The sequence below is a fragment of the Rhodopila sp. genome, assembly GCF_965277165.1.
In the GTDB taxonomy this organism is placed as follows: domain Bacteria; phylum Pseudomonadota; class Alphaproteobacteria; order Acetobacterales; family Acetobacteraceae; genus Rhodopila.
In genome coordinates, this window is the sequence record NZ_CBDICE010000006.1 from 2,434,113 (window position 1) to 2,448,295 (window position 14,183).

Consider the following 14,183-nt stretch of genomic DNA (forward strand, 5'->3'; position numbering starts at 1 on the left):
GCCTATTTCCCGCTGGCAACCGCGCCAGGATGCCCGGTGTTCAGCTTGGCTTCCAGTTTGACGGCATCGTCCTTGGTCGGGTTCAAGGTCAGCGCTCGCCGCCACTGATATTGCGCCTCGATCTTGCGTCCCACAGCCCAATAGGCATCGCCCAGATGCGCATTGATCGCCGAATCCTCCGGTTCCAGCTCGACCGCCCGCTCCAAGGTGCTGACCGCCTCCTTGGCGTCACCCTGGCGATACATCACCCAGCCCAGGCTGTCGGTGATCGCCCCATCGTTCGGCAGCTTCTCCGCCGCACGCTCGATCATCTGGCGCGCCTCTTTCAGGTGACGCCCCATGTCGGCCCAGGAATAGCCTAGATAATTCAGCACGTAAGGCTGATCCGGCGACAGCTCCAGCGCGTGCTCGAAATCCGCCTTCGCCTTCGGCCAGGCGTGCGAGCGCTCCTCGGCCACGCCGCGATCGTAGAACAGCACCCAGTCCTGCGGCCCTGGGCGATCCAGCCTGGCGATCGCCCGGTCGTACGCCGCCGCCGCGTCGGGGAACCGTTGCTTGCTGCGCAGGATGTCGCCCCGCTGCTCGTCCGGCAACGGGCTGTCAGGATATTGCCGCGCCAGCCGTTCCAAATCACGCATCGCGTCATCCGAACGCCCCAGCCGATCGACCAGAGCGGCCCGGCGCAACTGCACGATGGCAATGATCGGGTCGGTCGACGGCACCTCGTTCAGCCGGCGCAACGCGAGCTCCGGGTGATGCTCGCTCTGCTCGATGTCGGCCGCCAACAGCCTGGCGGCCGCAAAGTCCGGCCGCAGGTCCAGCGCCAGGCGCAACATCACCAGCGCGAAATCGTTGGCATCCTGCGACTGCAGCAGCGCGGCGAAGGTGAAATATGCCTCGGCGATGCCATCGCTCGCGCTCGGCACCGGACGCTTGGTGAGGTTGGCCATCAGCCCCGGCAGAGCGATCGCCAGCTCAGGCGAAACCCCGGGAAGCGACGCCAGGATGCGCTGCGCCTCGGCCGGCTGGCCCGACCTGGCCTCCCAGCTCGCCAGGATCTGCGCCATCCGCAGATTGGGCTGCGCCAGTTCGGTCTGGGTCGCCCGATACAGCTTGGCAGCCTCCGCGTTGCGCCCGCCCAGGTCGGCGATCATCGCCGCGTGCAGCGCGAAAATCCCGCGGAACCGAGGATTCTCAACATACGGCCGCAACGTCGACAGCGCCGTATCGGTCCGACCGTCACCCTGCTGCGCCCATGCCACCAGAAGCGGCTGCAGCAACTGGGTCAGCCCCTGACGCGGCAGCCCGTGAAAGCGGCTTTCCGCCGCCTGCCAGCGCCCCGCCTTGATGTCCGCGTCGGCCAGCACAAGCTCGGCCACCTGGCTATCCGGCAACCGCCGCGCCAGCTTCACCGCTTCTGGCCGATCCGCCTGCAGCGCGGCGATGAACGCCTGCAACGTCAGCTCCGGATCGCCGGGATTAAGCGCCGACGCCTTCAGCAGATCGGTCGCCGCGGTCTGCGAATCCCCCTCCGACAGCGCGTAACGCCCCGCCAGGTAGTCGCCGATGACGCCATTCGGCATCGCCTCGGTCGCAGTCTTGGGCGTCGCGGTCTTGGACGTTGCAGTGTCGGACGTTGCAGTCTCGGACGATGGATGGGACGCCGCGCAGGCCGACAACAGCGTCAGCGCGAGCAGAACGAACCGCCTGGCGGTACGGGCATGTTGCATCCGCTCACTCTAGCAGTCGTGAAAAGCCATGTCATTCAGCTTAGAACGGTTCAACCGCAATAATAGCGAACCATCAAAATTACTCGCGGCGCGTTCGCTCGGCATCGGGCCGCGCCGCCTGGGCTGTCCCGACCACGGCGCGGCTGCTTCCTTGTCCCTGGGTCTGTAATGCGACATCATTACGGGGTTTGAGTTGGATCGACCTCAGCCCTTTCCTGTCGCCCCCTGCATCGCCGCCCACACTCGCGCCGGAGTCGCCGGCATGTCGAAATGCCGGATGCCCAGCGGCGCGAGCGCGTCATTGATCGCGTTCATCGCCGCCCCCAGCGCGCCCACTGTGCCGGCCTCGCCAACCCCTTTCGCGCCCAGCGGATTGACCGCTGTCGGCACCTCCCGCGTCGCCAGCCGGAAATCCGGATATTCCGACGCGCGCGGCATCTGATAGTCCATGAAAGACGCGGTCAGCATCTGCCCCGAATCCGGATCGTGCAGGATCACCTCCCCCAGCGCCTGGCCGACGCCCTGAACCACACCGCCATGGATCTGGCCGGCGACAACCATCGGGTTCAATACCCGCCCCAATTCCTCCACGGCGCTATATCGAACGATCTCGGTCACCCCGGTTTCACGATCGATCTCGACCTCACAAACATGGGTGCCGTTCGGGAAGGTGACCGCGGTCGGAGTGAACTCCCCCGATTCCACCAGCCCGGCTTCCTCGCCCGGCGAAATATGCGCCGGGCCGTGCGCCGCGGCGGCGACATCGGCCAGGGCCACGGATCGGTCGGTGCCGGCGATGGTGAAGCGCCCGGCGGTCAGCTCGACATCCACCACCGCCGCCTCAAGCAGTTCGGCGGCAATCCGGCGCGCCTTGTCGATCACCTTGTCCACCGCCAGGGCGACCGCCGATCCGCCGATGCACAGTGCACCCGATCCGCCGTTGCCCTTGCCGCTGGGCAGCAGGTCGGTGTCGCCGCCTTCCCAGCGCACCTGTTCGGGGGCCACCCCAAACCGGTCGGCGACAAGCTGGGTCATCGTCGTCTCCAGCCCCTGCCCTACCGACATCGACCCGGACCGCAGCACCAGCGAGCCGTCCGCGGCCAGCCGTAGCGTCGCAAGGTCCTTGGCCGGGCGCAGGAACGGACCGCCGGCGACCTCGATGCAGTTGCACAGACCGATGCCGCGCAGCTTGCCACGTGCCGCCGCCTCGGTTCGCCGCTGTTCGAAGGAGGCCAGGTCCGACAGCCCCGCTGCTTCGGCCATGTTGGCCTCGAACTCTCCGCAGTCATAGGTGAAGGTCAACGCCGTCTTGTACGGCATCGCCGACGGAGGGATCAGGTTGCGGCGGCGCAGTTCGTAAGGGCTGATTTTCAGTTCGCTCGCCGCCACGTCGATCAGCCGCTCGATCGCGTAGGTCGCCTCCGGCCGGCCGGCTCCGCGATAGGCCGCGGTCGGTACCGTGTGGGTCAGCACCCCGCAGACCTCGGCGGCAATCAGCGGAATCAGATAGACCCCGGCGATGCCGCCGATGTTGCCGACGCCCCAGCCCGATCGCCCCGACACATAGGCCCCCAGGTTGACGTCCCAGCGCAACTTCAGCGCGGTGAAACGGCCATCCGCGTCCAGCCCCAGCGAGGCGCTGATCCGCATCTCGCGGGCCTGCTCGTCGGTCAGGAAGCCCTCGGTCCGGTCCGCGATCCAGCGCACCGGCCGGTTCAGCCGCCTGGCCGCCCACGCGACCAGAACCGACTCCTGATGCACCCCGGATTTCATCCCGAACGACCCGCCGACATCGCCCGCAACCACCCGGATATCCGTGGGTGCAAGCTGGAAATTGCCGCTCGCCATACCGTTTCGTAGCGCGAACGGGGACTGGTGCGAGGCATGCACTTCGATGCGTCCGTCGGCCGCGACGCACGCCCAGGCGCCGCGCGGCTCGAGCGAGTTCGCGGTGACCCTCGAAACCGCGAACCGCAACGTCGTTACATGCGCCGCTGCGGCCAACGCCGCATCGGTGCCGTCGGCATCGCCGCGCTTCCACAGGAAGCCGATATTGTCCGGCACATCGTCCCACACCGCCGGCGCGTCTCGCTGCATCGCCGCCATCGGTTCGGTCGCCACCGCCAACCCGGCGTATTCGACGAGGATCGCCTCCGCCGCTTCCAGCCCCGCCGCCCGCGAGCAGGCAACGACGAGCGCGACCGGTTCCCCAACAAAGCGCACCCGGTCGCGCGCCAACAGTAACCGGTCCGTCTTCGGCGCCGGGCCGCCATCGGGACGCGGAAACCCGATGCCGCCGGCGATCGGCGCGACATCGGTCAGATCGGCATCCGTATAGACCGCGATGACCCCGGGGACGTCGCGCGCAGCCGCGGTGTCGATACGCTCAATCCTGGCATGGGCATGGGGCGAGCGCAGGAAGATCGCGACCGCCATCCCGGCCGGGGCAGCATCCGCGGCATAGTTGCCCTGGCCGGTCAACAGCCGCAAATCCTCACGCCGCCGGACGGATTTGGCCTGAATGGTTGCCATGATGGTCTTCTCCCGTTGCTTGGCTCTAGTATAACGGTTTTCGCATCCAGCGCGATCCCGAGCGCGGCCAATCGGCCGCCGCCAAACCGAATGCGGAGCACAAAATGATCAAAACGCCGCGGCTCATCCTGCGTCCATGGCGCGACAGCGATCTTCGCGTGTTCGCCGAACAGAACGCCGACCCGATCGTCATGCGATTTCTGGCCGGCGTGCTGACACCGGCGGAAAGCGACGCCTACGTGGCGCGCGCGATGCAACATCTGGCCCGAACCGGATTCTGCAAATGGGCCGTCGAAGCGCCCGGCGTGGCGCCGTTCATCGGCGCGGTCGGACTGAGCTGGCTCACCTTCGAGGCGCCATTCGCCCCAGCCGTCGAAGTCGCATGGCGTCTGCATCGCCACTACTGGGGCTTCGGCTATGCGACCGAGGCGGCCGCGGCCAGCCTCGATGACGGCTTCAACCGGGTCGGTCTGACCGATGTCGTCGCACTGACCGCCTTGGCCAACACTGCATCGATCCGGGTGATGCAGCGGCTGGGGATGACACGAACGATCGAGTTCGATCACCCGAAGCTGCCCCAGGACAGCCCCCTGCGCCGGCACATTCTGTACCGGCTGCCACGCGCCGACCATCGCCGCCCGCCAGGTCGACCCGCGGTGGGCAAAACTTGCCAACATGGAGGACACACGCATTGACACCGCAACATCGACCGCACAACGTTGCGCCCAGAGCGCGATCGCGCTGGACGAAACGTTTAAGGCGCGTGAATCGCTCGACAAACAAAGAGCTAGACCATCTTCAACATGCACGGTCATGCTGAAAATGGTCTAGCGCGGGGATCCGGGAGCATCGGGCCTAATGTTGGTTTACTACACCTGGGCAGCGAGTGAGAAAGCACTGTCGTACCTTCCCGGCGGGAAATACATCTACCGGGGCGTATCCAAAGTCGTAAATTCCGGTGAACGGTCGAAGCGACGCCTGGCCGGCACAGCGACATCGTATCGGCTGGTGCGCAAGGCACGCGAATTAACGCCACCCGGGGGCACCATTCTGGATATCGGAACCGGGTGGCACCACCACGACGCGTTCATGCTGTATCTGTGCGGTGACTACCAAATCCATTTGTTCGACATCGAAGACAAAGCGTCCATCAACTACATAAAAATCTACCTTCAACACCTGCTGGACAACGTGGAAGAGATCGTCCGCGAGCTCGATCTCGATGCCGACCACGTCCGGCGAAAGCTGCAGCCACTGCTCGCTCTTCGATCCCGCGCCGAGGTCTATCACGCGTGCAACTTCAGGCTATGCATCACCGATCAGACTAGCCAGCCATTCCTGCCGCTCGGCAGCGTCGATTTCATGGTTTCGAACTGCGTCCTGACCCATATCCCGCCCGCGATCCTGCAGCCGGAATTGGCAGCACTTCGCTTGATGCTGAAACCTGAAGGCCTGATGTATATGATGATCGGTCACGATGACCATTGGTCGTTTCACGATCATTCAGTCAACCAGTTCAACTACTACCGCTACCCCGACAAATTGTACAGTAAGCTATTCGATACCAAATTCGAATATCAAAATCGAATGGTTAAGTCCGAATGGATGCCGGTGTTCGCCAGGGCGGCACTGAAAGTCGTTGAATACTGGGGCCGAATCACTGACGAATCCCTCCAGGACATCAAAAACCTGCCGCATATCGACGAACGTTTCTCGCGATATTCGCTCGATGAACTTGCCACGGTACACAGTTACTTCTTGCTGCGGCCGACGTGACACCCGGCCAAAGAGGCCTTCTTGTCGGAAAACCGTCCCTGCGCAGACCCACCTCACTTGTCCACCGCGCCGTATTTCACCGGCCTGCCTGCCCGATGGAGCCGCTGTCATGATAACCGCGATCGTCCTCTACGACCTTCCGCCGCACATCAATGAGGCCAACTGCAGAGCGCATTTTCACGCTATCGCCCCGGGCTTCCTCGAAGTCCCGGGTCTGATCCGAAAGCAGTTCATCCATGCATCCGAAGGTGGCTACGCCGGGGGTTGCTATCTGTGGGAAACCCGCGCGGCGGCCGAGAGGTTTTATTCCGGACCCTGGCGCGAGGGCATCATCAGCCGCTACGGCGGCGCGCCGCGAATCAGCTTTTTCGACACCATGGCGATCGCCGATGTGGCGACGCAAAAGACAACCTGCCTCGACCGCGCGGGAAATCGCCTGAGCTAGCCGTAGCTTTTATCGCTGACCACATCGCCGAGAATTTGGCTCCCGGGGCTGCTGCTCGGTTCCAATGATAACGTTCCTATATCGGGCTGGTAAGAGTGATCGGTGACAGCAAATGCGTGATATGCCTGAACCCCAGATGAAAGGTCGAGAAATTTGCGGTGGCGTAATATTAGCGCGTTGTTACCACATACCCCAAGCTGGCAATGCTCTAAATATGCCGCCACAGCGGCCGCGTCAGCGCCAGGCATAGCAGACCAGCCGATCCCGACAGCGCGGTGGCCCACGGCGCGCCAATGGCGTCCGCCAGCAACCCCAGCGCGACAAAACCGATCGGACCCGCGCCGATGCACATCGACAACACACCCAGGATGCGCGAGCGCATCTCCGGCGGCGCGGCGAGATAGACCAGCGTCGCCTGCATCGTGCTGAACCCGGCGCCGCCAAACCCGGTCAGCAACAACGCGCCACCGGCGATCCCCGCCCAGGGCGCCAGCGCGAACACGATCAACATCGCCAGGTAGATCGCCACCCCGCCGAGATAGGCGCGCCCATACCAGGCCGGCCGCAGCAAAACCGTCAGCAGCAGCGCACCAAAGAACGCGCCGACGCCATCCATGCTGGCCAGAATGCCGATCCCCTCCGCGCCAAGCCCAAGCCGGCTCTGCCCGATCACCGGGACCATGCTGGTGAACGGCCAGCCGAATACGTTGTAGATGATCGTCACCGCCAGTGTGCCGATCAGCCGACGCTCGCCGCGCACCAGCCGTAGCCCCTCGGCGATCCGCGCCAGCACAGGGGCTGACCCGATCAAGGCCGTATTGCGATAGCGCACACGGAAAGCGGCATACAAGGCGAAGGAGTACAGCGCCACGCTCAGCATGAAGGCACCGCCGATGCCGACGCTGGCAAGCAGCAGCCCGCCGACGGTCGGCCCCACCATGCGGCTGGCGTTGTTGGCCCCGACATCGAGCGACATGGCGGTGCTCATCTGCCCGCCGCCGACCACCTCGCCGATCATCACCCGCCGCACCGGGTTGTCGGTCGCCCAGCCCAGCCCGTTCAGGAAGCTCGCCGCCGCCAGATGCCAGATCGCCAGGTGGCCGCTGTAGTCCAGCAACGCCAGCGAGGCCGAGGTCGCCAGCATCAGCACGACAACCACGATCAACACCACGCGCCGCTCGACCTTCTCCGCCCAGGCACCGATGAACGCGCCGAACAGCCCCATCGGCAGCAGCCGCAGCATGGTCATCATGGCAACCAGGAAGGCGGATCGGCTATGCTGGTAGACGAACACGCCGACGGCGACGGTTTCCACCCAGCGCACGGTGAACACCACCAGCCCGACCGACCACAGCCGCCAGAAATCGGCACATCCGGCCAGCAGCAACCGCTGCACCGGTCGTTCCCGCGCCGGCGACGCGGTATCGGCGCCCGCCGGCACAATCGCACCGGCAGACACCTTCAGGCGGTTCTTCATCGACGTCTCCTGTCCCCAAGACTGGACGGATCCGCCGCGCCGCGCCAGATACAATAGCTGTTGCCACCGCCTCGACCAGGAGCCCCGCCATGCCGCTGCTCGCCTTTCCCGCCGTGTTCATGCGTGGTGGCACCAGCCGAGCGGTTATGTTCCATGCCAGGGACCTGCCCGACCGCGCCGCCTGGGACCCGATCTTCCTCGCCGCCATGGGCAGCCCCGACCCGAACGGGCGGCAGTTGGACGGCATGGGCGGCGGCATCTCCTCGCTGTCGAAGATCTGCATCCTGGCCCCGTCCGGTCGCGCCGACGCCGACATCGACTACACCTTCGCCCAGGTCCAGATCCGCGACGCGGCGGTCGATTACCGCGCCAACTGCGGCAACATGAGCTCCGCGGTCGGACCGTTCGCTGTCGATGAGGGCCTGCTGCCGACCAGCGGCGATACAGCAATCGTGCGGATCTTCAACACCAACACCGGCAAGATCATCCGCTCGACGTTTCCTCTGAATAACGGACGCGCCGCCACCGACGGCGACCTGGCGATCCCCGGCGTCGCCGGCACCGGCGCGCCGATTCGCCTCGACTTCCTCTCCCCGGCCGGTTCGCTGACCGAACGCCTGCTGCCGACCGGCAACGCCCGCGACTGGCTGGAACTGCCCGGCCTGGGCTCGATCGAGGTGTCCATCGTCGACGCCGCAAAACCCTGTGTCCTCGTGCGCGCCCGCGACCTCGGCCTGACCGGCACCGAGTTGCCGGACTGGCTCGATGCCAACCCCGCCGTGCTCGCCCGACTTGAAAGCATCCGCCGCGCTGCCGCGCTCGCCATCGGCCTGGCCGCCACCCCCGAACAGGCCGCCGCTAGCCGCGCCGCCCCAGGCATCGGTTTCATCGCCCCGCCGACCCCGGCACCGACGCTGGCAGGCGACACCATCCAACCCGACTTGGTCGATCTCACCGCCCGCTTCATCTCCAACGGACAGCCGCATCGCGCCCTGCCAGTGACCTCGTCGCTCTGCACCGCCGTCGCCGCCCGGATCAGCGGAACCGTGGTGGCCGAGGCGTTGCAAACCGACCCCGGGGAAACCATCCGCATCGGCATGCCGTCCGGCATCCTGACCGTCGGGGCCAACGTGACGCGCGATGCAAACGGTGCCTGGACCGCCCATAGCGGCACCTTGTACCGCACCGCGCGACGCCTGTTCGACGGCCGTATCTACGTCCCCCACCGATAGCCCGCCCCGCCTCGATCCACATCGCGCCGAGCGCTCGCGGGCGTTCCGAATTCGGCCCATTGATGACAAACCGATAACGGAACTGTGCGTTGGCGTAATCGCGAGCAAAACCGATCTCTCACCCCGCGGCTTCGGTTACATCGGGCACGCCGCGCTGACCCCGTAAGCCACGATCGGTTCGCGCGCATGGATCGTCTGAGGGTCGGGGGTCTGGTGCCTGCTATCAAAGCTCTCTTCGTCACCAGCGAGCTCGCCGGTCTCGCAAAGGCAGGCGGACTGGGCGATGTATCCGCCGGCCTGCCGCTGGCGTTGCGCCGGCGTGGCATCGATATCCGACTGCTGATGCCGGCCTACCAGGACGTCATCGCAAAGGTCGGCTCGATCGACTGGCTGGGCGGCCTTCCTGCGCGCGGCGGCATCCCGCCGGCCCGCATCGGCCAGGTCCTTCTACCCGACGGCATGACGCTCTATCTGCTCGCCGCGCCGGCCCTGTTCGACCGCCGCGGCACCCCATACTGCACCCCCAAGGGCGCCGACTGGGCCGACAACCACCTGCGCTTTGCCCGCCTGTCGTTGGCCGCGGCCGACATCGCCGCCGGCCGCGGCGGCCTCGGTTGGACGCCCGATATCGTCCACGCCAACGACTGGCCGGGCGGCCTGGCACCGGCCTACATGCGCTGGGACGGCACCAAGGTTCCCACCATCCTCACCATCCACAACATCGCCTATCAAGGCAATTTCGACGCCAGCCAGCGCCACACGCTGGCAATCCCGGACGCCGCGTTCGACATCAACGGCGTCGAATTCCACGGCCGCGTCTCGTTCCTCAAAGCCGGCGGCTTCTATGCCAGCCACGTCACCACCGTCAGCCCGACCTACGCCAGCGAAATCACAACCGAAACCCAGGGCGCCGGCTTGCATGGCCTGATGCAGACCCGCGCCGCGCGCGGCCAGTTGTCCGGCATCGTCAACGGCATCGACGCAAGCTGGGACCCCGGCAGCGACCCCCATTTGCCGCATCATTTCGACCCCGACGACCTGAACGGCAAGCACGCCAACGCCGACGCCGTGCGCACCGGCCTCTGCCTGCGCCCGTCGGATGGCCCGCTGTTCGGCATCGTCTCCCGCCTGGTGCACCAGAAGGGTCTCGACCTGGTCGCCGAGGCCGCCAACGACATCGTCGACAACGGCGGCCAGATCGTCGTCCTCGGCCTCGGCGACCCCGAGATCGAGCACATGCTCAACCGCACCTCGCGCCGCCACCGCGACGATATCGGCGTGCTGATCGGCTTCAACGAACCGATGGCGCGCCGCATCGTCGCGGCCAGCGATTTCACCCTGATGCCGTCGCGCTTCGAACCCTGCGGCCTGACCCAGATGCAGGCCCAGCGCTACGGCGCGCTGCCGATCGCCCACGCCACCGGCGGCCTGGCCGACACCATCGATGACGGCACCACCGGCTTCCTGTTCTCCACGCCATCCTCGGACGCGCTGATGGCGGCCTGCCGCCGCGCCTTCGATGCCTACGACAACCAAGGCCAATTCGACGACATGCGCCGCGCCGCCATGGCGCGATGCTTCAGTTGGGACGGCGCCGCGGCGCAGTATGAAGCGCTGTACCGACGCCTCATCGTGCCCCCGACCCTCACCACCCGGCCGCACCTGCCCTGCCGGCGACGCCCGGCCGCGCCGCTCAGCGATGCGCTGGAACCGGCCGCCTGAACCTGACCCCACCGCGCACGCACGCAAGCGGCAACACCGGTCGCAACATCCTGGACACCGTGTAACCCGCGTGCCAGGGTGTCCGCTTGGACCCGTCAAAAGGAATAAAGTGTGCGTGCCCGCAAAGGCTTGGCGGCACCCCTGACCCAGTCCGTCCAGCGCATCGATGCGGAATGATTGGCGACGCGGAATGATTGGCGGCTCGGTGTGAACGGCGACAGCCCCCTCGATGAAATGGCCGACGGAACAGGCCACGCCAAGCCGCACTGGCGCTCGCTGCTGTCGACCATGTTCGCGCTCGGTCACGAAACCCTGGCAAGCCGCGTCCGCCTGCTCGACCAGGCCTTCGCCGAGGAAGGCATCACCGCCATCCTGCCCGGCGAGCGCGCGGTCAACTGGCGCTGCGATCCGATCCCGCTGGTGATCTCCGCCGCCGAGTTCGCTGCGCTGCAGGCCGGCCTGGCGCAGCGCGCGCAGCTGATGGAACTGATCCTGGCCGACCTCTACGGCCCGCGCACCTTGCTGGCCGACGGCCTGCTGCCGCCCGATCTGGTGTACGGCAATCCCGCCTTCCTGCGCCCCTGCACCGTCGATCACCGCCGCCGCGACCGCTATCTGTCGTTCTACGCCGCCGACCTGCTGCGTGGGCCGGACGGCGCCTGGCGGGTCCTGGCCGATCGCACCGGCCAGGCCCAGGGCCTCGCCTACGCACTGGAAAACCGCCGCATTCTGTCCCGCGTGGTGCCGGAACTGTTCGCCTCGCAGCCGATCCGGCCGCTGCGCCAGCACCAGGAAATCACCAGCGACGCGCTGCAGGCGCTCGCCCCCGACGACGACGCCGGCGTCGCCCTGCTCAGCGCCGGCCACTCCGACCCGCTGTGGTTCGAGCACGTGCTGCTGGCGCGCGAATACTCCATCGCACTAGTCGAATCCGGCGACCTCACGTTGCGCAACGGCAAGCTCTACCTCAAGACGCTGCGCGGCCTGCAACGCATCGGTGTGCTGCTGCGCCGCCAGCAAGGCCATCGCGTCGACAGCCTGGAACTCGCCGCCGGCGCCGGCGTGCCCGGCCTGCTCGATGCCATCCGAGGCGGCTCGATCCGTATGATCAACGATCCCGGATCGGCGCTGACCGAGGCACCCAGCCTGGCCGCTTTCCTTCCCGCCCTGGCCCGCCGCCTGCTGAACCAGGACCTCCGCCTCGCCAGCCAGGCCACGCTCTGGCTGGGTGAGGGCGCCGTGGTGCGCACCGTGCTGCGCGACCTGGAAGGCTGGATCATCCGCAAGTCCACCGACGGCGAGGCGCCCCCGGTGGTGCCGATGATGCTGTCCCAGGCCGACCGCGCCGATCTCGCCGCCCGCATCGAGGCCGACCCGGCGTTGTATGCCGCCTCGGTCGCGCCCACCCCCTCGGTCGCCCCTTGCGCCGGCGAACACGGGCTGGAACCCAAGCCGATCGCCTTGCGCATGTTCATGACTTTCGACGGCACCCGATGGCGCGCGTTTCCCGGCGGCCTGGCCCGAGCGCTGTCCGAGGAAGACGCCTTGGCCGGGCGGCTGCCCCGCACCGCGCTGTCGAAGGACGTCTGGGTGATGCAGGACGAGGCGAGCCCGGTGCAGGGCGCGCTGGCGCTATTGACCCCCACTTTGGCGATAAGGCGCACCGCCGGGGACCTGCCGTCGCGCGTCGCCGATAACTTCTACTGGCTAGGCCGTTATCTGGAACGCCTGGAAGAGGCCGCCCGGCTGCAACGCGCGATCATCGTCCGCATGCTGCGCCCGTCCGCCACCGCCCGCGAGGTCGCCGAGATCCGCATCCTCGCCGCCAGCCTGAGCAAAATAAAAATGATCGACGCCGAGGACGTCAGTGTGCTCGGGGCCGGCATGCTGGGCGTCGGACCCTTGGGCATCGCGGTGCTGCGCGGCTTCCGTCATAACGGCGGCATGCGCCGCGTGCTGGGCCACGTCGCGCGCCAGGTGGACCAGTTGCGCGACCGCCTGACCGGGGAAATGCACGCCGTGCTGACCCGCTCGCTGCGCATCCTGGGACAGAACATGCGCCGCCTGCCGGCCGACCACGACCCCAGCGCTCTGGAATTCGCCGCCGGGCTGACCACCGAAATTCTGGAATTCGCCGCCACCGTCGCCGGGCTGGCGGCCGAGAACATGGTCCGCGGCGGCGGCCGCCTGTTCCTCGACTTCGGCAAGCGGTTGGAACGCGCCCATTCGATCGCCGGCGAACTCGCCCAGGTGCTGGACCAGCCCAGCGCGGCCACCCAGCCGGGCCGCATCGAAACCAGTCTGCGCCTGGCGCTGGAGTTGCGCGATTCGGTGATCACCTACCGCGCCCGCTATCTGGCGGTGCTGCAGCCGGCGCCCGCGCTCGACCTGATCCTGGCCGACGAGGCCAATCCGCGCGGCCTCGCCTTCCAACTGGTCGCGGCCAGCAATCTGCTGCGCGAGATCGTCGAGGACGGCGATTCCCTGCTGACGGTAATTGACCCGCTGCTGCAGGAGACCCGCGATATCGTGCAGGACGTTCTGCGCTCCGCCGATCAGACCGCCAGCAGCGCCGCCCTGCCGCCGCGGCTGCGCAAGCTGGATCAGGCGATCGGCGCCGTCGCCGACCGGGTCTCGCGCCGCTACTTCACGCTGCTGCCGATCGCGCGCAACGTGGGTGTGGACAGCGACATGCTGCGCGGTGCGGCATGAACCCCTGGCACGGACCGGCAATGCACGGATCGGCAATGCATGGATCGGCAATGCATGGATCGGCGATCATGAAGTTCATTCTGCTGCTGTGCGCAACCGCATGGCTCGTCGGCTGCGCCGCCGACACCATGCGTAGCTACATAGGTAAGGACATCCGAGCGGTGGAGCTGGATCATGGACCGCCGGGCAACCAGATCGATTTGGGCGATGGAACGCGGGCCTATCAGTGGACCAAGGTCTCTATCGACACCACGCCGGCATCGGCGGTCAGCACCACCGACAAGGACCGCAAGGGCCGCAAGACCACCCAGACCCAGTTCATCGGCGGCAGCCAGAACGTCACCCGCTGCGTCTATACTTTCATCACAACGCGCAACGCCCGCGGCGACGGCTGGGTCGTCACCGCGATCCGCGAACCCTCGTTCGATTGCGCGATCGGCGGCCTGAGCTAAACAGGACAACCGCAAGTCAAAGGCCAGTCCGTCTCCCGCCTGACCGCGGTCCAGCCTTGAACTCACCAATATCCGACCCGTCCGCGACATCCCGGTTCCAGCTGA

The 14,183-nt window shown here is 66.7% G+C and carries 10 protein-coding genes; 7 read left to right on the plus strand and 3 right to left on the minus strand.

All coding sequences use genetic code 11. From position 1 onward, the window contains the following. Positions 1-2 precede the first annotated feature (2 nt). The gene (locus tag ACQY4Y_RS23425) at positions 3-1,730 is read right to left on the minus strand and encodes a tetratricopeptide repeat protein (RefSeq protein ID WP_428492978.1); all 1,728 of its coding nucleotides are present in this window, start codon (positions 1,728-1,730) and stop codon (positions 3-5) included. A 204-nt stretch (positions 1,731-1,934) separates the two neighbouring features. Next, positions 1,935-4,262, minus strand: coding sequence for a xanthine dehydrogenase family protein molybdopterin-binding subunit (locus ACQY4Y_RS23430; RefSeq protein ID WP_428492979.1), 2,328 nt, complete (start codon positions 4,260-4,262; stop codon positions 1,935-1,937). A gap of 104 nt (positions 4,263-4,366) precedes the next feature. On the opposite strand from ACQY4Y_RS23430, the gene ACQY4Y_RS23435 reads away from it, so the two are divergent. The 3 genes from ACQY4Y_RS23435 (at position 4,367) to ACQY4Y_RS23445 (ending at position 6,483) form a co-directional block, all read left to right on the plus strand. Beyond that, complete coding sequence (locus ACQY4Y_RS23435; protein ID WP_428492980.1) at positions 4,367-4,957, plus strand: GNAT family N-acetyltransferase; 591 nt, start codon at positions 4,367-4,369, stop codon at positions 4,955-4,957. 163 nt (positions 4,958-5,120) lie between these two features. Then, entirely contained in the window at positions 5,121-6,038 is a 918-nt protein-coding gene (locus ACQY4Y_RS23440; protein WP_428492981.1) for a hypothetical protein, read from the plus strand. 109 nt (positions 6,039-6,147) lie between these two features. After that, positions 6,148-6,483, plus strand: a complete 336-nt coding sequence (locus ACQY4Y_RS23445; RefSeq protein ID WP_428492982.1) for a YdhR family protein — start codon at positions 6,148-6,150, stop codon at positions 6,481-6,483. Between the two features lie 208 nt (positions 6,484-6,691). On the opposite strand, the gene ACQY4Y_RS23450 is transcribed toward ACQY4Y_RS23445, so the two are convergent. After that, complete coding sequence (locus ACQY4Y_RS23450; RefSeq protein ID WP_428492983.1) at positions 6,692-7,960, minus strand: MFS transporter; 1,269 nt, start codon at positions 7,958-7,960, stop codon at positions 6,692-6,694. 89 nt (positions 7,961-8,049) lie between these two features. Between ACQY4Y_RS23450 and ACQY4Y_RS23455 the strand changes: the two genes are divergently transcribed. From ACQY4Y_RS23455 to ACQY4Y_RS23470, 4 genes are all read left to right on the plus strand, one after another. Then, positions 8,050-9,192, plus strand: coding sequence for a 2-methylaconitate cis-trans isomerase PrpF family protein (locus tag ACQY4Y_RS23455; RefSeq protein ID WP_428492984.1), 1,143 nt, complete (start codon positions 8,050-8,052; stop codon positions 9,190-9,192). 186 nt (positions 9,193-9,378) lie between these two features. Continuing rightward, entirely contained in the window at positions 9,379-10,914 is a 1,536-nt protein-coding gene (gene glgA / locus ACQY4Y_RS23460; RefSeq protein ID WP_428492985.1) for a glycogen synthase GlgA, read from the plus strand. A 207-nt stretch (positions 10,915-11,121) separates the two neighbouring features. Then, positions 11,122-13,626, plus strand: a complete 2,505-nt coding sequence (locus ACQY4Y_RS23465) for a circularly permuted type 2 ATP-grasp protein (protein ID WP_428492986.1) — start codon at positions 11,122-11,124, stop codon at positions 13,624-13,626. A 68-nt stretch (positions 13,627-13,694) separates the two neighbouring features. Next, the gene (locus ACQY4Y_RS23470; RefSeq protein ID WP_428492987.1) at positions 13,695-14,078 is read left to right on the plus strand and encodes a hypothetical protein; all 384 of its coding nucleotides are present in this window, start codon (positions 13,695-13,697) and stop codon (positions 14,076-14,078) included. The last annotated feature ends 105 nt before the right edge of the window (positions 14,079-14,183 follow it).